Genomic DNA, 20184 nt, shown 5'->3' on the forward strand with positions numbered 1-20184 from the left:
GAAGAAAATGCTTGCACCCGACGGCCGAGGGGTCTTCTCGTCCGTCGAGTGGTTAGCGGTCAAACTCAGATTTTGTTGAACAGCCCCAATTGACTGATTTTGCTGAAGGCCAGCTGTGAAGCCTGCAACATGGTTTGTTGCAGGGTCAGGCGGCTGAGCACTTCGGCCGGATCGGAGTCCTGGATCGACGACGTGGTGGTCTTGTTGGCCATCGTCAGGCTTTCGTTGGTCGAGCTCTGGATGTCCAGTGCCTGACCACGAGCACCGATCGACGTCAGCGAACCGAGTACCTGGTTGCTACCGCTGCCGATGTTGGCAATCGCCGAATCCAGCGAGGCGCGAAAGCTCTGTTCGGCGGCGGCAGAACCATCGATCGGCGCCTCAAGTGCGGTGCGCAGCTTGCTGATGGTGTCGAGGATGTTCTGGGTCTGGTGGGTGTTGGGTTGAACCACATACTGGTCACCCGCCGCCGGCGTACCACCGAAGGTGAAATCCACACCCGCGGCCGTCGCTGTCGAACCCGCCATGGTCCCGGTAGACACCGGCTTGCTGTTAGCGGTCAACGGTGAGGCATACAACTCATAGTTCGTGGCGCTGGTGAACTTGAGAATCGCCCCGCCATTGGGGAATGCCGCGTTGTAGTTGGCTGCGTTGCTGACAGTGGCGCCCGTCACGACGGCGGTCGATGGATTGCCGGCGCTGCGGGTGGCACTGAAGGTGTCTGGCTTGGCGCCCAGATTGAAGATATGCCCGGCAATCACAGTATCCGGGGTGGTATCGCCTGGTTTCAGATTGATGTTCAGACGCAGATCGACACCGCGGAAAGATACCTGTGTGCCACCGGCCGTCTTGGGATCGAAGACACCGTTGTTGGAAGCTTCAGCCGTTACATCGTTGCCGCCGGAATCCGTGACCTTGAACTGAGTGCTGCTCAGGAACTCGATCGCATAGGGCTCGCCACTGCGGAACTTGTCGTTGTAAGTCACGCTACCCGACACCTGACCGTTGGACAGGTCGACCCGTCCGTCATTCACCGCCGGTGCCGTCAGCGTGGTCTGGGTGCGACTGGTGTTGAGGGCCTGCTCGAAAATGCTGAAGCCGGTGTCATTGCTGGGCATGGTCAACGCATCACCCACCTGAAGGTTCAAGGTGGTCTGGTCGCCGTGATAGCTGTAAGTGCCATCGGCATTGCGCGAGTACGGCGCAGTACCGCTGTTGGACCCGCCAAACAGATACTGGCCGTTTTCATCGCGGCTGTTCATCAGGCTCAGTAACTGCGATTCGAGCTGCCCCAATTCGGAGGCGTTGGCCTTGCGCTCGGAATCGGTATAGCCGGCGTTGCCCGCACCCAGGGCCAGTTCGTTGGCACGCTGCAGCACGTTGTTGATGCTGTTGAGAACGGTCTCGGACTGACCCAGCGTATTCTTGATCGTCGTGATGTTGGTCGAAAACTGGTCGAGCATTGCACTCTGCTGACCCAGTTGCAGCAACCGCGAAGCGCCAACCGGATCATCGGCGGCCGTACGCACGCGAAGGTTGTCGCTGGCTTCCTGACTGGTATTGACGACGTTGTTGAAGTTCTTCTGGTAGTTCGCAGCGCTGCGCTCGTAGAACTGGGGGGTAGAAATACGCATGATCTACGACTCCTTAAAGGCTGTTGATCAGAGTGCTGAAGATTTCCTGCGCAGCCTTGATGATCTGCGAAGAAGCTGTGTAGTACTGCTGGTACTTGACCAGATTGCCGGTTTCCTCATCCAGGTCGACACCGGATAACGAGTCACGGGCGCCCTTGGCCTGCGTCAGGATCGCGGTTGTCGCATCGGAATCGTTTTTGCCCTGGGCGGCCTTGGCACCGACGTTTTCCACCAGCTTGCCGTACGCGTCCGAAAGGCTGATACCGTTGCTGGTACCACCGGTTTCCACGGTCTTGCGAGTCTGCAGGTCGATGACGGCCAGACCATTACGGTTGTCCTTGGAACTGGCACCGGTCAGCGACACGGTGAAACTGTCCAGGTCTTTCGGCGAACCGTCCATGGTCATTTCAAACGTAAAGGTGCGCTGCACCGGCGGGACGCTGCTGTCCATGATCGGGTTGCCGCTGGCATCGACCATTTTCACCGCCACGCTCAGGGTGTTGCTTTGCCCCGGAACAATACTGCCAGTAGCGATTTGGGTGCCCTTGGCATCCTTGACCGAATAGGTCTGCGAAGCACCACCGGCAGGGCCGAAGATGATCTTGACCGGTGTCGAGTTTTTGATCCCCGACTGGATGATTGCGCTGTCGGCAGGGTTGTAGATATTGAGCGACGACTTGAGGTCAGGCTGCTTCAGAATGCTGCCGGTCCCGGTATTGCCCGAGCCGTTGACGCCGGTCAGAGGGGCCGCGACCGCAAGACGTTTAGGGTCGGTGAGCACCGTCTGGATCTCGCTGGCGCCGCCACGGGTGGGCGTAACCTTGAAGCTGTCGCCCGTGCTCATGCCCGCCCCGCCCAGAGACAGCGCGAAGCCATCGATCACCGGTGCCGGGGTGGTGCTGATGTTGAACGAACCCATATCGGTGCCGTCCGAGCGAAGGACGCTGTAGTCCGTGGCGCTGGTGAACGTGACCTGATAATCGTTGGTGGTCAGCTTGCCCGTGTCCTTGATGGTCACGTTCAGATTACCCGACGCAGGGTTGTTGCCCGCGGCGGCAATACTGCGCTGACTGATCAGGGTGGCACTGTTGATATTGCCGAACAGGGCCGCACCGAACTCACCGTTCTTGTCGATGCCCTGGGCAAGCTGGCTGTTAATCTGGTCGGCGACCACCAGGGCTACTCGCCCCAGTTCATTCATCGCAGGGTCGAGCACTTCGCTGCGATAGCGCAGCAGGCCACCCATTTCACCACCCGAGATCACCGAGGAGATGTCGATGGTGCTTGAACCACGGTTCATCTGAATAGTGGAACGGCTCGGATCATTCTTGCCAGGCACCACTTCCAGGGTGGTGGAGGTATTGCCTATGACCAGCGGCTGACCGCTGCCCAGGTAAATATCGTAGTTGGAGCCGCTCTGCGTGACTTGTGCACCGACCAGCTCGGACAGCTGCCGGACCGTCTCGTTGCGCTGATCCAGCAGGTCATTGGGCTGACCCGTGCTGCCGGAGGATTCGGAAATTTTCTGGTTCAGCTGTGCAACGGTGGCCGCCAGTTTGTTGACTTGCGAAGCCATGTCCGTGAGGTTGCCATTGATGTTGGCATTCTGCTGGTTCAGCTGACTTGAAATCGAATTGAAGCGATTGCTCAGGGCCTTGGCATCGCTGAGCAGCAGCTGCCGTGCCGCGTCATCGGTCGGAGCCGAAGAGACGTTCTGCATGGAACTGAAAAACTTGGTCAGCGCGCTACTGATGCCGGTGCTGCTGTCGGACAGGAGTTTATCTACCGGCGAAACCTGCGCCAGGTAGGCGGCCGAATCACTGTTGAGCGACGTGGCGGTCTGCAGTTGGGCGTCAAGGTAGCTGTTGTACACCCGACGTACATCGGCCAGCGTCGTACCAGTGCCGATGTAGACATTGCCGAACTGCTGCGAGGCTTTGGTGCCCTGCACGGTCTGCTGACGCGAGTAACCCGCGGTATCGACGTTGGCGATGTTGTTACCCGTCGTCATCAACGACGATTGGCTGGCTGACAGCCCCGACATCCCGATGTTGAGCAAACTCATGGTTCAGACCTTATAGCTTATGCCTATAGAGGCGTGGTGGTAGCGCCCGCCGCAGCGTAGTTCTGGTAACTCGTCATCTGCTTGGCTATCTGCGAAATCTTGCTTGCGTAGTCCGGGTCGGTTGCGTAACCGGCCTTTTGCAACTCGCGCACAAACTGTTCTGGGTTATCGGCCGACTTCACAACATCTTGATAGCGATTGTTGGTTTGCAGCAGCGTCACAAGGTCATGGAAGCTGTCCTTGTAAGAGTCATAGGAACGGAACTGAGCCGTTTCCTTGACCATCTCGCCATTCCTGAATTCGCTGGTGATCGCGCGCGCCGAATCGCCTTTCCAACTGCTGCCGGCCTTGATGCCGAACAGGTTATGGCTGCTGCTGCCATCCTGGGCGCGCATGACCGATTTGCCCCAACCGGTTTCCAGGGCAGCCTGCGCCACCAGGTAACGCGGATCGACACCAATGCGCTCGGCGGCCTCTTTGGCCATCGGCAGCATGGTGTTGACGAATTCGTCGGCGGAGCTGAACGCTTTCTTCGCCGGTGCCAGCGGTATTTGCGCCATGGCACGACCATAAACCTGCAGGCGCCCGCTGGATGTCGCATCCGTTTGCGAAGCCAGCCAATCGCCGTTGTACAGGGGACCGGCACCGGTCTTGGTGTTCTGCGGCATTTGGATGTTGTTCTGCGCCGTCGCGGCGGTCGTGGCAGTGGTCGATGCCGACGGCACCAGCCCTGCGAGCAAGCGGTCGGCCAGTTTCGGCGGCAGCGCCAGGCGTCGCTGATTGATCAGCGCCATGTCATTGCGATGAGCGCCCTCGCCCGCGTTGGCTGGCGACTTCACCGAGCGCGAAGCCCACAACGGACGCTCGCCATTGAGGCGCGACAGCGGCCCGTTGGTGGCGACCGTGCCGGCGGCAATCGGGGTTTCCACGGCGGCTTTCGCGGCAGCTTGCTTGGCGGCTGACGCGGCAGCGGCCTCGCCCGGGGCCAGCGGTTTGTTCTTCGACATCTGACGCATCAGCACGTCAGCCAGACCAATACCGCCACCCTCACGGGACATGGAAACGGCCAACTGCTGGTCGTACATTTCCTGGTATTGCTTGGCTGCCGGCGTGTTGAGCGGATTGTCCTGGCCCAGCGTTTCAGTGGCCGAGCGCATGGACTTGAGCATTTCACCGAGGAACAGCGACTCGAACTCCTGCGCCACCTTGCGCATGTTCGCGTCACTGTCCTTGTCGCCGACCTTGAGCTGGTTCAGTCGATTGAGGTCCGAATAGGAACCCGAATCGTTGCTGCTGACCCCCAATCCGCCCTTGCGCATATCCATGGTCGCCGTCCTCAGATCACGATCAGGTCGGCTTGCAACGCGCCGGCCTGTTTCAGTGCTTCGAGGATGGCCATCAAGTCACCCGGTGCCGCGCCGACCTGGTTCACCGCACGCACGATTTCGTCGAGGGTGGTGCCCGGACCGAACTTGAACATCGGCTTGGCTTCCTGCTGGGCGTTGACCCGCGAGCGCGGCACGACCGCCGTCTGCCCATTGGACAGAGGGCCGGGCTGGCTGACGATCGGGTCTTCGGTGATGGTCACGGTCAGGCTGCCGTGGGTCACGGCGGCCGGGGAAACCTTGACGTTCTGACCGATCACGATGGTGCCGGTCCGCGAGTTGATGATGACTTTCGCCACCGCCTGACCCGGATCGACTTCAAGGTTCTCGATGATCGACAAATAGTCGACGCGCTGACTCGGATCGAGTGGCGCACTGACGCGAATCGAACCGCCGTCGATGGCCTGGGCAACGCCAGGGCCGAGCATATTGTTGATCTTGTCGACGATGCGCTTGGCCGTGGTGAAGTCCGAACGATTGAGGTTCAGCGTCAGGCTGTTGCCCTGGTTGAAACCGCTCGGCACCGAACGCTCAACCGACGCACCGCCCGGGATACGACCGGCCGACGGAACGTTGACAGTGATCTTCGAACCGTCACGACCTTCGGCATCAAAACCGCCGACCACCAGGTTGCCCTGAGCGATCGCATAGACGTTGCCGTCGATACCCTTGAGCGGCGTCAGCAGCAAGGTGCCGCCGCGCAGGCTCTTGGAGTTACCGATGGACGATACGGTGATGTCGACCTGCTGACCCGGCTTGGCGAACGCCGGCAAATCAGCACTGATCGACACCGCCGCAACGTTCTTCAACTGGACATTGCCCGAACCCGGCGGAACCTTGATGCCAAACTGCGAGAGCATGTTGTTGAAGGTCTGCAGGGTGAACGGGGTTTGCGTCGTCTGGTCGCCGGTACCGTTTAGCCCGACCACCAGGCCGTAGCCGATCAATTGGTTGGAACGCACGCCGGAAATACTGGCGATGTCCTTCAGCCGCTCGGCTTGCGCGTTGAACGCTGCGGACAGCATCAGGGCGGCCACCATCAGGTGTTTAAGATTCAACGTAGCCACCTAGAAAGGGAACAGCGGGCTGAGGAAGAAACGATCGAACCAGCCTGGCTGACTCGCATCGGCAAACGAACCGGTGCCCGAATAGGTGATGCGTGCATCGGCGATACGGGTCGACGAAACGGTGTTGTCAGTCGCGATGTCATCGGCGCGAACAAGCCCTGCAATCCGCACCAGTTCATCACCGGTATTGAGGGTCATCCACTTCTCGCCGCGCACAGCGATGATGCCGTTGGGCAACACGTCGGCGACGGTCACGGTGATCGAGCCGGTGAGGCTGTTGCCCTGCCCGGCCTTGCTGTCACCCTTGGTCGCGCGGTCGCCGCTGTAGCTGGCATCCAGACTCAGGTCGCCGCTGCCGAGCGGGTTATTCGTGTTGGGCGTACTGCCGAACAATGAGGACAGGCCAATGCTGGTCTTGCTGTTCTTGCCGACCTGGGAATTGGCGTTTTTGCTGGCCTGGGTCTTCTCGTTCAAGGTAATGGTGATGATGTCGCCGACCCGGAACGCCTTGCGGTCGCTGTACAGATTCTGTTCGAAACCGGCCTGGTAGATCGAGCCGTTATTGGCCGCCGCCGGCAGCGGCGTGCGCGGTAACACCGGGGCGTAGTAAGGGTCATTGGGCTTGGGCGTCGGACCGACGCAGCCCGAAAGCGCGGCGATCCCACTCAGTGCCAGAACAGATACATAGCGATTCATGACCCTACCTCACGGTGTTGCAGGCGACCTCATGGCCGCCTCATAGACTTGATTACAGATTCTGCGTTACGAACGAGAGCATCTGGTCGGCGGTGGAGATCACCTTGGAGTTCATCTCGTAAGCGCGCTGAGTGGTGATCATGTTGACCATCTCTTCAACGGTGCTGACGTTCGAGGTTTCCAGGGTGTTCTGCAGCGTGGTGCCGAAACCGGCCAGGCCCGGGGTGCCGACTTGCGGCGCGCCGCTGGCCGCGGTTTCCAGGAACAGGTTGTTGCCCACAGCCTGCAGACCGGCCGGGTTGATGAAGTCGGCGGTTTGCAGGTTGCCGATCACCTGGGAGGCCGGGTTGCCGGCAACGGTGATGGACACGGTGCCGTCACGACCGACCGTAAAGGTCTGGGCATCGTTCGGGATGACAATGGCCGGTTCCAGGGCGAAGCCGCTGGCGTTCACGATCTGACCGTTGGAGTCCAGGTGGAACGTACCGTCACGGGTGTAGGAAGTCGTGCCGTCCGGCTGCAGAATCTGGAAGAAACCGCGACCGTCGATGGCCATGTCCAACGGCTGCTCGGTGGTTTGCAGGCTGCCGGCGGTGAAGTTTTTCTGGGTGCCGACAATGCGCACACCGGTACCCAGTTGCAGACCCGACGGCAGCTCACTGTCCTGAGTCGACTGGGCGCCTGGCTGGCGTTTAATCTGGTAGAGCAAGTCCTGGAACTCGGCGCGGTCACGTTTGAAACCCGTGGTCGACACGTTGGCCAGGTTGTTGGAAATGGTCGTCAGGTTGGTGTCCTGGGCGGACAGACCTGTTTTGGCAACCCATAGAGCCGGAAGCATTCGATTCTCCTCGTGCGCCTGTTTTACGGCGCGACGTTCTGATAATTAGCTGATCTGCAAGACCCGAGCCATGGCCTGGTCGTCTTCTTTGGCGGTGTTCATCATCTTGATGTGCAGTTCGAACTGCTTGGCCAGGGCCAGTACCGAGGTCATCTCTTCCACGGCGTTGACGTTGCTCGACTCAAGGAAACCGGACACCAGTTTGACGTCGGCATCGGCTTGCGCCGGCTTGCCGTCCTTGGTGTGGATCGAACCGTCCAGGCCTTTGGTCATGTTCTTGAAGTCTGGGTTGACCAGCTTGATGCGGTCGACTTCCGCCATCACGCGAGGACCTTCGCCCATCGCACGAATGCTGATAGTGCCGTCCTCACCCACTTCGATTTGCTGCTCGGGCGGCACGGCAATCGGCCCGCCATTGCCCATCACCGGCATACCGTTGCCGGCCCGCAGCACGCCCAGGGCGTCGACGTTCAGGCTGCCGGTGCGCACGTAGCTTTCGCCGCCGTCCGGGTTCTGCACGGCAATCCAGCCATTGCCTTGCACCGCGACATCGAGGTCTCGACCGGTTTCCACCAATGCGCCAGGGGAAAAATCGGTGGCCGGACGTTCGGACAGGGCAAACGCACGCGCCGGAAAGCTGTCACCGAACACCGGCATCGAACGCGCCTGCTCCAGGTCTTTCTGGAAACCGTTGGTGGAGATGTTCGCCAGGTTGTTCGCATGAGCCTTCTGCGCCAGTGCATTCTGGCTGGCGCCGGTCATTGCCACATAAAGGTACTTGTCCACACTCTTTCCTCTGCATGCCGGACGTTTGCCGCCCACCGCTGTACTGCTGAGCCATAAGCAATTTGCAGACCAACTTTTTTCTGGCGGTGCAGGGCCCGGCAAACAAAGGACTTGAGGGGATCAGGAGGGATTGGAGGATTGTATCGAAGACGAAAAACCGGCGGTGTTATGCCGGTAAGTGGCAAGTGTCAGCCTTTGATCGCTCCCACGCTCTGCGATTCATTAGACTGGACATGCGCGTTTCGACTACCCAGTCACTAACGCACAAACATTGTTCGTCAAGGGCTACCGCACACAAACACAACACCAACCTATTGGCACGGAGGGAGTTGGCCGATTTTTTGCTGGAGTACCCACACATCAAGAGCCAGCTGTCGGATTCATGGCACTGCAGCCCGCCGATATTGACCGCAATGCAACGCCACGTCACAGGTACTCCCGAGCCGTGTGCCATTTTTCAGTCACCCCGAGCAGTGTACCCATGGCCAATCCCATTACCGTTACCAGCCCGCTAATGCCTCCTCTGGAAGAGTTCACGCCTTACCTGCAGCGCATCTGGGACAGTAAGCGCCTGACCAATGGCGGCCCCTTCCACGAACAACTGGAAAAGGAGCTGGCCGAATACCTCGGCGTCCAGCATATTTCGCTGTTTTCCAACGGTACCCTGGCATTGGTGACAGCACTCCAGGCGCTGCGCATTACTGGCGAAGTCATCACTACGCCCTACTCGTTCGTGGCCACCTCTCACTCGCTGCTGTGGAACAATCTCAAGCCGGTGTTCGTGGACATCGATCCGGTCACCAAGAACCTCGATCCACGACGTATCGCCGAAGCCATCACCCCGGCTACTACGGCGATCCTTCCAGTTCATTGCTATGGCATTCCCTGTGATGTCGAAGGCATCCAGGCCGTCGCCGACACCTATGGACTTAAAGTTATCTATGACGCCGCACATGCCTTCGGTGTCCGACACAACGGCGAGAGCATTCTCAACAACGGCGACCTGTCGATTCTCAGCTTCCACGCCACCAAGGTATTCAATACCTTCGAAGGCGGCGCCATCATCTGCCCTGACGAAAAGATCAAACGGCGCATCGATTACTTGAAGAATTTCGGTTTTGCCGATGAAGTCACGGTCATGGCTGCCGGTATCAACGGGAAGATGAACGAGCTGCAGGCAGCATTCGGCGTACTGCAGTTGCGCCACATTGACGAGGCCCTCAGGCGCCGGCAAAAGGTGTTTGAGTATTATCAGAGCGCTCTGGAAGGCATAGAGGGTATCAGCCTCCTGGAGCAACCGCAGGGGCTGGACTGGAACTATGCCTATTGTCCGATCCTGGTCGACAGTGAGCGCTTCGGGGTGAGCCGGGACGAGCTGTACGACCGCTACCGCGCAGAAAACATCCACGTGCGCCGGTACTTCTACCCGCTGATATGCGAATTTCCGATGTACCGCGGCCTTCCCAGTTCGGATCTCTCTCAGCTGGGGAATGCCTATGAGGTGTCCCGCCAGATACTGTGCCTGCCGATCTATCCGGATCTCGATACGAAGACCCAGGCGCAGATCATCGAGGTGCTGATCAAGGCCCGGGCGGTATGAGCCTGGCCCGCACCTCGAATGTCTGCGCCCCGGCAGCTGACCAGCAATACCGGATTGCAATCATGCAACCTTACTTCCTGCCTTATCTGGGTTATTTCCAGCTGATCGCCGCAGTCGACTGTTTTGTCATCTTTGACAATGTGCAGTTCATCAAGAGGGGCTGGATCGAACGCAACCGCTATTTGCTGGGACAGGAGCCGAAGTGGTTCGGGGTGCCGCTGACCAAAGGCAGTCAGACTCAGCAGATCATGGAAAAGCGTATTGCCGAGACATTCGCCCCTGACGATATCCTCAACAAGCTGAGCTTCGCCTATCGCCGCGCGCCCCACGCTCCGCGCATGCTGGCGTGGCTGGAAGCGCTGCTGGTCGAGCCTGCTCAGGGCATTGCCGAACTCAACGAGCGGATACTACGGGCCTGCTGCTGCCTGATCGGGCTGCAAACGCCGATCATCCGTTCCAGCGCTCTACCGATTTCCGCTGACAGCAAAGCCCAGGACCGGATACTCGAAGTGGTTCAGGCCAGCGCTGGCACCCACTACCTCAATCCCTTCAATGGCGGTCATCTCTACCAGGCCGAAGCATTCCAACAGGTCGGTATCACCCTTGAGTTGCTCAAGGCCAACTTACCCGACTACCGACAGGGATCGAGTGAACAACCCTTCGTGCCCGGCCTGTCGATTCTCGACGCTTTGATGTACAACGACGCGCAGACCGTGGGGGCGTGGGCAAAACGTGGAGAGATTGTCCGTGCCTGAAGCCATCGCCGGTTATTTCGAACTGGAGCTGCGCAAAGGGCAAAATTCTTACCCGCACGCCGTTGCCTGGCCCTCAATTCGTTTGGCGGTCTGAACAACCTGAACAGCACCGACACCTACGTGCGTCATGTGCACCGGGACATGCGTTCCTGGTCAGCCGAGTCCATGCAGATGGCCCAGGCGCTGGTGCTACTCGACGACTTCATCGTCGACAATGGCGGGACGCAGAGCGTCCCGGGCTGCATTCCCACGCAGAGCGTGGGAACGATCAGTCAGGTGTTGTCTTTACCGACCTCGTACTCACGCAACTTGTTGGCAATGGTGGTGTGCGAAACCCCCAACCGCTTGCCCAGTTGCCGACTGCTCGGGTGCTCGGAATACAAACGCTCCAGCACCGCTTTTTCAAAGCGCCCGACAATCTCGTCCAGCCCGCCCTCGAGTGAAAAGTCGCCAAGTGGCTGACGCACGCCGTAGTCCGGCAAGCGAATATGTTCGGCCTTGACGGTCCCGCCCTCGCACAAGGAAACCGCCTGGAACAACACGTTTTCCAACTGCCGAACATTGCCCGGCCAGTGGTAGTGACTGAGCCGTTCCATCGCCGCTGGCACCAGTTTCGGCAGCGGGCAACCGATCTGCCGACTGGCCTGATCGAGGAAGTGCTCCACCAGCGGCGTCAAGCCATCGAGGCATTCACGCAATGGCGGAATGTGCAGCGAAAGCACGTTCAAGCGGTGATACAAATCCTGGCGAAACTCGCCGCGTGCACACAACTCTGACAGGTCGACCTGAGTCGCGCAGATCACCCGCACATCCAGATAAACCTCTTCATCGCTGCCCACACGACGGAAGCAACCGTCCTGCAGGAAACGCAGCAATTTCACCTGCAAACGTGGGCTCATTTCCCCGACGCCATCGAGAAACAGCGTACCGCCCGCCGTCAGTTCCAGCAGCCCGAGCTTGCCTTCTGCCCGCGCCCCTTCGAAAGCGCCGGGGCCGTAGCCAAACAACTCGGTCTCGGCCATCGACTCCGGCAGACCGGCGCAGTTGAGCGCCATCAACGGTGACTGCCCCCGCGGACTCGCCAAGTGGCAGGCTCGCGCCAGCAACTCTTTACCGGTGCCGGTTTCGCCTTCTATCAATAGCGGCGCATCCAGCGGCGCCATGCGTCGGGCTTCGCGCACCACCGCGGCCATCACCTTCGAGCTTTGGAAAATGCTGTCGAACCCGCGCAGTTCCTGTTTGCGCACGTTATAGATGCGCTCACCGACCCGGTCGGCGCGGTGCAGCGTGAGTACCGCGCCGGCCATGGCTTCGCTGTCGTCATGCTCCGATTGCAGTGGCGCGATGTCGGCGAGAAACACGTCGCCCTTCACCTTCACCCGCAACCCGTTGATCCGCGACTTGTTGGCGCGCACCAATTCCGGCAAATCGAAATCCTCGGCGTAACGCGACAGCGGAATCCCCGGCACCTCATCTACCCGCACGCCTAGCAACTGCGCCGCCGCACGGTTGGCCGCGACGATCGAACCGCCCATGTCGATCGACAGCACCGGAAATTCCAATGCGCCGAGCAACGCATTGAGCTCCATGTGCCGACGCTCGCTGGGCATCAGCCCTACACGCTTGACGCCGAACACCCCGGCAATCGCTTCGAATTTCGGACGCAATGCCTGAAACTGAATGTTGATCAGGTTCGGGCAATGCAGGTAGATCGCGTTGCCATGCTCACCGCCGACCTCGCCGCGAGCGACGTTGATCCCGTACTCGACCAGCAGGTTGAGAATGTCGCGCAGAATACCGATGCGGTTTTGGCAGTGGACTTTGATACGCATATAAAGGCCCGAAACAGAGGTGATCGAGGGCCTGAGCCAGGAATTTTCTGCGCAGGCGCCAACTTAGTCGTCAAGATTATGTGACACCTGCACACCATTTCAAACCCGGAAATCGCAATCCCTGCGCCATAGCGGCTGATCCGTAACGAAAACTTTACGAAAATCGATGAATTTTCCTACGCACGACGCGACTCGCGTGCTGCAACACTGCATTTCTTGAGGTATTTCTAGGTCCATAGCAGGACATAACAAGAACGAAATCCCCTAGCAGGAGAGCAGCATGAAGCAGACGCAATACGTGGCTCGCAAGCCCGATGCGCAAGGTTTTATCGACTACCCCGCCGAAGAACACGCGGTGTGGAACACGCTGATTACTCGCCAACTGAAAGTGATCGAGGGCCGTGCGTGCCAGGAATACCTGGACGGTATCGAAAAACTCGGTCTGCCCCACGACCGCATTCCGCAACTCGGTGAAATCAACAAAGTCCTCGGTGAAACCACCGGCTGGCAAGTTGCCCGGGTACCCGCACTGATCCCCTTCCAGACCTTTTTTGAATTGCTCGCCAACAAGCAGTTTCCGGTGGCGACATTTATTCGTACCCGCGAAGAGCTGGATTACCTGCAAGAGCCGGACATTTTCCACGAGATCTTTGGCCACTGCCCGCTGCTGACCAACCCTTGGTTCGCCGAATTCACCCACACCTACGGCAAACTCGGCCTACAGGCTACCAAGGAAGAACGCGTGTACCTGGCGCGTTTGTACTGGATGACCATCGAGTTTGGCATGGTCGACACACCAAAAGGCCTGCGCATCTACGGCGGCGGCATTCTCTCCTCGCCGAAAGAAACCGTTTACTGCCTGTCGGACGAACCTGAGCATCAGGCCTTCGATCCGCTGGAATGCATGCGCACGCCGTATCGCATCGACATCCTGCAACCGCTGTACTTTGTCCTGCCGAACCTCAAGCGCCTGTTCGACCTCGCCCACGAAGACATCATGGGCATGGTCAAGCAAGGCATGCAGCTAGGCTTGCGCACCCCAAAATTTCCGCCAAAGGCTGCGTGATCCGCAGCTTTTAGAATCAAGTGAGCCTGTCAGGAACCGACGCTTTGGTTTAGCGTGGTGAATTGACGGCCGAATTCCAATAATTCGATTTCAGGAACCCATCATGTCCACATTGAACCAAGCCCATTGCGAAGCCTGCCGCGCCGATGCCCCTCAGGTCAGCGACGAAGAACTGCCGGTACTGATCAAGCAGATTCCTGACTGGAACATTGAAGTGCGCGACAGCGTGATGCAGCTGGAAAAAGTTTTCCTGTTCAAGAACTTCAAGCACGCGCTGGCGTTCACCAACGCCGTCGGTGAAATCTCCGAGGCTGAAGGTCACCACCCGGGCCTGCTGACCGAGTGGGGCAAAGTCACCGTGACCTGGTGGAGCCACTCCATCAAGGGCCTGCATCGCAACGACTTCATCATGGCCGCGCGCACTGACGAAGTGGCCAAGGACGCCGAGGGCCGCAAATAATGCATTTCGACGCCATCGGACGAGTACCCGGCGACCCGATTCTCGGCCTGATGGAGGCTTATGCGCAGGACCCCAATCCGCGCAAATTCGACCTCGGCGTGGGCGTCTATAAAGATGCCCAGGGCCTGACACCGATTCCCCAGTCCGTGAAGCTCGCCGAGCAACGTCTGGTGGATCGCCAGACCACCAAAACCTACATCGGTGGCCATGGCGAACCGGCGTTCGGCAAGGCCATCGTTGAATTGGTGCTGGGTGCCGATTCCCCGCTGATCGCCGAACAACGGGTCGGCGCGACACAAACGCCGGGCGGCACCGGCGCGCTGCGCTTGAGTGCCGACTTCATCGCTCAGTGCCTTCCGGGCCGTGGCGTGTGGCTGAGCAATCCGACCTGGCCAATCCACGAAACCATTTTCGCGGCGGCCGGAGTCAAGGTCAGTCATTACCCGTACGTCGGCAGCGATAACCGCCTCGACGTCGAGGCGATGCTCGCGGTACTCAATGAAGCGCCGAAGGGCGATGTAGTGCTGCTGCACGCCTGCTGCCATAACCCGACCGGTTTCGATTTGTCCCATGACGATTGGCGCCGGGTGCTGGACGTGGTGCGCAGTCGCGATTTGGTGCCACTGATCGACTTCGCCTACCAGGGCTTCGGCGATGGCCTGGAACAGGATGCCTGGTCGACGCGGTTGTTCGCTGCCGCGTTGCCGGAAGTGCTGATCACCAGTTCCTGCTCGAAGAACTTCGGCCTGTACCGCGACCGCACCGGTGCGCTGATTGTCTGCGCGAAAACCGCTGAAAAGCTGGTGGATATCCGCAGCCAACTGGCTAACATCGCCCGCAACCTGTGGTCGACACCCCCGGATCATGGCGCTGCTGTGGTAGCAACCATCCTCGGTGATCCAGAGCTGAAAAGCCTCTGGGCCGACGAAGTGGAAGCCATGCGTTTGCGTATCGCCCAACTACGCAGCGGTTTGGTTGAAGCGCTTGAGCCTCATGGTTTGCGCGAGCGCTTTGCGCACATCGGCGTGCAGCGCGGGATGTTTTCCTACACCGGTTTGACGCCGGACCAGGTCAAACAGCTGCGTGATCATCACAGTGTTTACATGGTGGGCACTGGCCGTGCGAACGTTGCCGGGATCGATGCAACGCGTCTGGATCTGCTGGCTGAGGCAATCGCCGAAGTCTGCAAATAACCATCAAGCACTGCAAGTCCCCTGTGGGAACGAGCTTGCTCGCGAATGCGGAGTGTCAGTCGACATCATCGTTGCCTGACACACCGCTTTCGCGAGCAAGCCCGCTCCCACATTTGAATGGGTGTCGCTCCCTCTTGCAGACCTGTCTAGACAATCCCATCCGTCGCAACAATTGGATATAAAAGTCTTTTTGTCATTTCTTCTGCTGTATCCTCCCCAAGCTTTTTAAAAGCGCGGATCTACCAGATCTATCAACAGACTTTGCGAGGAGCGCGATATGCACGAGATCCCTAATCTCCCCTTCCCAAGCCTGCACGAAACTGAGCAGACGCCCACGCAACAAGCCGGTGCCCAACAGCCCGAGCCAAAAGAAGCCACTGAACGCCGCAAGGCCGACAGCGAAGACTGATTCACCTGCAATGCCAGACCGTGTGGAAAGCGCTAACATGCGCTTTCCACACCGCCTGAACCCTTGAGCCCCACCATGACCGACGACTTCACCCCTCCTTTTGATGAAGAGCTGCAGGCCAGCGTCTTGATCGGTACCACCGAGAAGATGATCGAGATCTGGAATCGCCTTTCCCCCGAGAAACGCGCCGCGCTGCTCGCCCGCTTCGGCAGCGAAGAAAACGCCCTGGCCGCCCTGGTCACCACGCACCTGGTCGCTCCTGCCAAACCCTGATTCATCCCCGTCCGGCAAATAGTTTTACTTTTTCCACGACCCGCAGCCGCTCGCGCCGCTATCATAAGCAGCCTATCTATCCTGCTTTCCCGTGGATCTTTACCCATGTCTGAAAACCAGCGCCCCCTGGCGGTCACGCTGCAAGTCGTTTCCATCGTCCTGTTCACCTTCATCGGCTACCTGAATATCGGCATTCCCTTGGCCGTGTTGCCGGGCTACGTCCACAGCGATCTGGGCTTCGGCGCGGTCATCGCCGGCCTGGTGATCAGCGTGCAATACCTGGCCACCCTGCTCAGCCGTCCTTATGCCGGGAAAATCATCGACAACAAGGGCAGCAAACTCGCCGTGATGTACGGCCTCGCCGGCTGCGGTTTGAGCGGCGTGTTCATGCTGATTTCGGCCTGGACCCAGAGCCTGCCGACCTTGAGCCTGATCAGCCTGTTGATCGGCCGTCTGGTGCTTGGCAGCGCGGAAAGCCTGGTGGGTTCCGGTTCGATCGGCTGGGGCATCGGCCGGGTCGGTGCGGCGAATACCGCCAAGGTCATTTCCTGGAACGGCATCGCCAGTTATGGCGCATTGGCGGTCGGCGCACCGCTGGGCGTGCTGCTGGTGAATCAGCTGGGCTTGTGGAGCATGGGCGTGAGCATCGTGTTGCTGGCCGCCCTCGGTCTGGTGCTGGCCTGGCCGAAGACCGCCGCGCCGATTGTGGTCGGTGAACGTTTGCCATTCATGCATGTGCTGGGGCGCGTGCTGCCACATGGTTGCGGTCTGGCGCTGGGCTCCATCGGTTTCGGCACTATCGCGACGTTCATCACGTTGTATTACGCCACGCAGCATTGGGACAACGCCGTGCTGTGCCTGAGCCTGTTCGGCGCCAGTTTCATCGGTGCGCGGCTGCTGTTCGGCAACCTGATCAACCGCCTCGGCGGCTTTCGTGTGGCGATTGCCTGCCTGTCGGTGGAAACACTGGGGCTGTTGCTGCTATGGCTGGCGCCGGACGCTCATTGGGCACTGGCCGGTGCGGCGCTGAGCGGGTTCGGTTTCTCGCTGGTGTTTCCCGCACTGGGCGTAGAAGCGGTCAACCTGGTGCCGGCCTCCAGTCGTGGCGCGGCAGTCGGGGCTTATTCGCTGTTCATCGATTTGTCGCTGGGGATTACCGGGCCACTCGCGGGTGCGATTGCCGCCGGTTTCGGCTTTGCCTCGATTTTCCTGTTCGCCGCGATTGCCGCGTTGAGCGGTCTGGCACTGAGCGTTTACCTTTACCGGCAGGCGCCGAAGCATCTCAATGAAAAGTACCGGGAAGAACGAGCAGCGCGCTAAAAATCGACCTTGCCACGCCCAGCCTTGATGCTGCCGCGTTTGGTCTTGGACTCGAGCCGACGCTTCTTCGAACCGAGGGTTGGTTTGGTCGGACGACGTTTCTTTTCGACCTTGGTGGCACTGAGAATCAACTCGGTCAGCCGCTCCAGCGCATCCGCGCGATTGGCCTCCTGCGTGCGGTATTGCTGGGCCTTGATGATCAACACCCCTTCGCTGGTGATGCGACTGTCGCGCAGCGCCAGCAGCCGCTCCTTGTAGAACTCGGGCAAGGACGAGGCCGGAATGTCGAAACGCAGGTGCACCGCGCTGGAGACCTTGTTGACGTTCTGCCCTCCGGCGCCCTGGGCACGGATGGCGGTCAACTCGATCTCGGCATCCGGCAGATGCACGTTGTTGGAAATCACCAGCATGGAAAAGCGTCCGGATTCAGGGCGCTCAGGATACCGCGAATCAGATACTCAGCACGTCGAAGATCCCCTGTGGGAGCGGGCTTGCTCGCTCCCACAGGGGATTTGTGTAAATCCCGAAAACTACAAACCCGGCACATGGCCGGGTTTGTTGTTTCTGCGCTTTGTACTTACTTGGCAGCGGAACCCGCAGCCTGCAACGCATGCCGATCACGACGCTTGTTCTTGATGCCGTAGCAGATCCACATGAACGCGACCCACACCGGAATCGCATACACCGAGATCTGGATGCCCGGAATCAGCAGCATCACGCCAAGGATGAACACCACGAACGCCAGGCAAACATAGTTGCCGTACGGATACCACAGGGCCTTGAACAGCGGCGTCTGTTTGGTCTTGTTCATGTGCTGGCGGAACTTGAAGTGCGAGAAGCTGATCATCGCCCAGTTGATCACCAGGGTGGCAACCACCAGCGACATCAACAGTTCCAGCGCGTTTTGCGGGATCAGGTAGTTCAGCAATACGGCAATCAATGTCACCGCCGCCGAAGCAAGGATCGAACGCACTGGCACGCCGCGCTTGTCGATCTTCGACAAGGCTTTCGGCGCATCGCCCTGCTCGGCCATGCCCAGCAGCATGCGGCTGTTGCAGTAGGTGCCGCTGTTGTACACGGACAATGCCGCGGTCAGGACCACGAAGTTGAGGATGTGCGCAGCGGTGTCACTGCCAAGCATCGAGAACACTTGAACGAACGGGCTGCCGCTGTAGGAATCACCCGACGCGTTCAGGGTCGCCAGCAGGCTGTCCCATGGCGTCAGCGAAAGCAGGATAACCAACGCACCGATGTAGAAAATCAGGATCCGGTAGATCACCTGGTTGATGGCTTTCGGGATCACGGTTTTCGGCTTGTCGGCTTCAGCTGCGGTGAAACCGAGCATTTCCAGGCCACCGAAGGAGAACATGATGATCGCCATGGCCATCACCAGGCCGCTGACACCATTAGGGAAGAAACCGCCGTGGACCCACAGATTGGTCACCGACGCTTGCGGGCCGCCGTCGCCGCTGACCAGCAGGTAGCTGCCGAGCGCAATCATGCCGACGATGGCCACGACCTTGATGATCGCGAACCAGAACTCGGCCTCACCAAAGACTTTGACGTTTGCCAGGTTGATCAGGTTGATCAAGACGAAGAAACCGGCTGCCGAGACCCAGGTCGGGATGTGTGGCGCCCAGTAGTGGATGTATTTACCGACTGCGGTCAGCTCCGACATACCCACCAGAATGTACAGAATCCAGCAGTTCCAGCCCGACAGGAAGCCGGCGAAACCGCCCCAGTATTTATGGGCGAAGTGGCTGAAGGAACCGGCGACTGGCTCTTCGACGATCATTTCGCCGAGCTGGCGCATGATCATGAAAGCAATGAAGCCGCAGATGGCGTAGCCGAGGATCATCGACGGGCCGGCGGATTTCAGGACGCCGGCCGAGCCGAGGAACAGCCCGGTACCGATCGCGCCACCGAGGGCGATCAGTTGAATATGGCGATTTTTCAGGCCGCGTTTCAGCTCGCCTGAATGCGAGTTTTGTCCACTCATGAAAAGGGTCTCACGCAAGGTTTGATGATGTTCGTTAGACGTTGCTGCTCGGTTGCGATTTCAAGCAGCGCCGATCAAACCCCAGCGAAGGCAAAAGGAGTTCAGCGTTTTTACAACGGTCATGCGTCACCTGTTTGTTTTTATCTGTGACGAAATCGAACCCGACACGCTTGTGGCGCGGCGGAGTGAACAAGGCGGATAGCCTTGAGGTTTGCGCAGATGCGCAGGAGGTCACAGTTAAAACGCGGCGCATTGTACACCTGTAACCCCCTGCTGCCAGACACCACTGGATCAGCGTGTCATTTGCCGGGATTGCCTGTGTCCGCCTCGAGGGTCTCGAGCGGCTGCAAAAATAGAGTCAGACCTTTGCAGGTCATCGACGGGAGCGACGGAAAAATCGCTCCACGGGGGGAGATGGAGATGAGTCACGGCGTACATTGCGCCTCCTTCTTGTTATGCACCTGCACGACAGGCATGGGCGCATCTCACCCTTCAACCGCGCCTGAAACAAGCGGGCCAGAGCCCTGCAGATGGGTTAATTAGCTGTTGGGCGGAAGGTTTTCCTTACATCCCTTGCGCAAGCGTCAAATCAAGCGCTTTGAGGCCTGATTTCGTCAGTATTTCTTTACATGCCGTAACGTAAATTTGCCGAATCAGATCTGACTGTAGGCTGACTGCAAATTGACGGTAGGACGTTTCCTTAGGAGAAGGTCGAGTTAGTTTTTTGTTTTTTATTAACAAATTGCCTAATTAAAAACAGAATAAAAAGTTCAAATAAATCTTATTTGATTATTTTTTTGCAATTT

General features: G+C 59.0%; 18 protein-coding genes and 1 pseudogene. 9 read left to right on the forward strand and 10 right to left on the reverse strand.

Annotated features, from left to right (window positions below):
• Positions 1-65 precede the first annotated feature (65 nt).
• From ASC74_RS15295 to ASC74_RS15325, 7 genes are read right to left on the reverse strand one after another with little or no spacing between them, the layout of a single operon-like run.
• Positions 66-1634: a flagellar hook-associated protein 3 gene (locus ASC74_RS15295; protein WP_056742125.1), complete on the reverse strand. Its 1569-nt coding sequence runs from the start codon at positions 1632-1634 to the stop codon at positions 66-68.
• A 13-nt stretch (positions 1635-1647) separates the two neighbouring features.
• Positions 1648-3699 carry a flagellar hook-associated protein FlgK gene (gene flgK / locus ASC74_RS15300; RefSeq protein ID WP_056742127.1) on the reverse strand — a complete coding sequence of 684 codons (2052 nt, stop codon included), beginning with the start codon at positions 3697-3699 and terminating at the stop codon, positions 1648-1650.
• A 23-nt stretch (positions 3700-3722) separates the two neighbouring features.
• Positions 3723-5024: a flagellar assembly peptidoglycan hydrolase FlgJ gene (flgJ, locus tag ASC74_RS15305; RefSeq protein ID WP_056742129.1), complete on the reverse strand. Its 1302-nt coding sequence runs from the start codon at positions 5022-5024 to the stop codon at positions 3723-3725.
• Between the two features lie 11 nt (positions 5025-5035).
• On the reverse strand, positions 5036-6124 hold the full coding sequence (locus tag ASC74_RS15310) for a flagellar basal body P-ring protein FlgI (RefSeq protein WP_056742131.1): 1089 nt from the start codon (positions 6122-6124) through the stop codon (positions 5036-5038).
• Positions 6125-6151: 27 nt separating this feature from the next.
• Positions 6152-6847 (reverse strand): flagellar basal body L-ring protein FlgH, encoded by a 696-nt coding sequence (gene flgH, locus ASC74_RS15315; protein WP_056742133.1) that lies wholly within the window; start codon positions 6845-6847, stop codon positions 6152-6154.
• A 52-nt stretch (positions 6848-6899) separates the two neighbouring features.
• On the reverse strand, positions 6900-7685 hold the full coding sequence (flgG, locus tag ASC74_RS15320; protein WP_056742138.1) for a flagellar basal-body rod protein FlgG: 786 nt from the start codon (positions 7683-7685) through the stop codon (positions 6900-6902).
• A 45-nt stretch (positions 7686-7730) separates the two neighbouring features.
• Complete coding sequence (locus ASC74_RS15325) at positions 7731-8471, reverse strand: flagellar basal body rod protein FlgF (protein ID WP_056742140.1); 741 nt, start codon at positions 8469-8471, stop codon at positions 7731-7733.
• A gap of 481 nt (positions 8472-8952) precedes the next feature.
• Here ASC74_RS15325 and ASC74_RS15330 point away from each other — a divergent pair, with 481 nt between their 5' ends.
• From ASC74_RS15330 to ASC74_RS32685, 3 genes and pseudogenes are all read left to right on the forward strand, one after another.
• Entirely contained in the window at positions 8953-10071 is a 1119-nt protein-coding gene (locus ASC74_RS15330; protein ID WP_056742142.1) for a DegT/DnrJ/EryC1/StrS family aminotransferase, read from the forward strand.
• The gene (locus ASC74_RS15335) at positions 10068-10826 is read left to right on the forward strand and encodes a WbqC family protein (RefSeq protein ID WP_056742144.1); all 759 of its coding nucleotides are present in this window, start codon (positions 10068-10070) and stop codon (positions 10824-10826) included. Before ASC74_RS15330 ends, ASC74_RS15335 begins: the two co-directional genes overlap by 4 nt.
• A 129-nt stretch (positions 10827-10955) precedes the next feature.
• Positions 10956-11054, forward strand: a pseudogene (locus tag ASC74_RS32685) (hypothetical protein); the annotation flags it as partial.
• A gap of 44 nt (positions 11055-11098) precedes the next feature.
• Here the strand turns inward: ASC74_RS32685 and ASC74_RS15340 are convergent.
• On the reverse strand, positions 11099-12658 hold the full coding sequence (locus ASC74_RS15340; protein WP_056742147.1) for a sigma-54-dependent transcriptional regulator: 1560 nt from the start codon (positions 12656-12658) through the stop codon (positions 11099-11101).
• 280 nt (positions 12659-12938) lie between these two features.
• Between ASC74_RS15340 and phhA the strand changes: the two genes are divergently transcribed.
• From phhA to ASC74_RS15370, 6 genes are all read left to right on the forward strand, one after another.
• Complete coding sequence (phhA, locus tag ASC74_RS15345; protein WP_056742149.1) at positions 12939-13724, forward strand: phenylalanine 4-monooxygenase; 786 nt, start codon at positions 12939-12941, stop codon at positions 13722-13724.
• A 103-nt stretch (positions 13725-13827) separates the two neighbouring features.
• Positions 13828-14184 (forward strand): 4a-hydroxytetrahydrobiopterin dehydratase, encoded by a 357-nt coding sequence (locus tag ASC74_RS15350; protein WP_008030478.1) that lies wholly within the window; start codon positions 13828-13830, stop codon positions 14182-14184.
• On the forward strand, positions 14184-15377 hold the full coding sequence (locus tag ASC74_RS15355; RefSeq protein WP_056742151.1) for an amino acid aminotransferase: 1194 nt from the start codon (positions 14184-14186) through the stop codon (positions 15375-15377). The genes ASC74_RS15350 and ASC74_RS15355 overlap by 1 nt, the downstream gene beginning before the upstream one ends.
• A gap of 277 nt (positions 15378-15654) precedes the next feature.
• Positions 15655-15786: a hypothetical protein gene (locus ASC74_RS32395; protein ID WP_008156098.1), complete on the forward strand. Its 132-nt coding sequence runs from the start codon at positions 15655-15657 to the stop codon at positions 15784-15786.
• 75 nt (positions 15787-15861) lie between these two features.
• Positions 15862-16059, forward strand: a complete 198-nt coding sequence (locus ASC74_RS15365; RefSeq protein WP_056742154.1) for a hypothetical protein — start codon at positions 15862-15864, stop codon at positions 16057-16059.
• Positions 16060-16164: 105 nt separating this feature from the next.
• Positions 16165-17379 carry an MFS transporter gene (locus ASC74_RS15370; RefSeq protein ID WP_056742156.1) on the forward strand — a complete coding sequence of 405 codons (1215 nt, stop codon included), beginning with the start codon at positions 16165-16167 and terminating at the stop codon, positions 17377-17379.
• Here ASC74_RS15370 and arfB read toward each other — a convergent pair.
• Entirely contained in the window at positions 17376-17789 is a 414-nt protein-coding gene (arfB, locus tag ASC74_RS15375) for an alternative ribosome rescue aminoacyl-tRNA hydrolase ArfB (protein WP_008010994.1), read from the reverse strand. The two genes, ASC74_RS15370 and arfB, sit on opposite strands and share 4 nt — an antisense overlap.
• A gap of 167 nt (positions 17790-17956) precedes the next feature.
• Positions 17957-19378: an amino acid permease gene (locus ASC74_RS15380; protein WP_056742158.1), complete on the reverse strand. Its 1422-nt coding sequence runs from the start codon at positions 19376-19378 to the stop codon at positions 17957-17959.
• Positions 19379-20184 lie beyond the last annotated feature (806 nt).

The sequence above is a fragment of the Pseudomonas sp. Root329 genome (assembly GCF_001424925.1).
In the GTDB taxonomy this organism is placed as follows: Bacteria; Pseudomonadota; Gammaproteobacteria; order Pseudomonadales; family Pseudomonadaceae; genus Aquipseudomonas; species Aquipseudomonas arabinosi.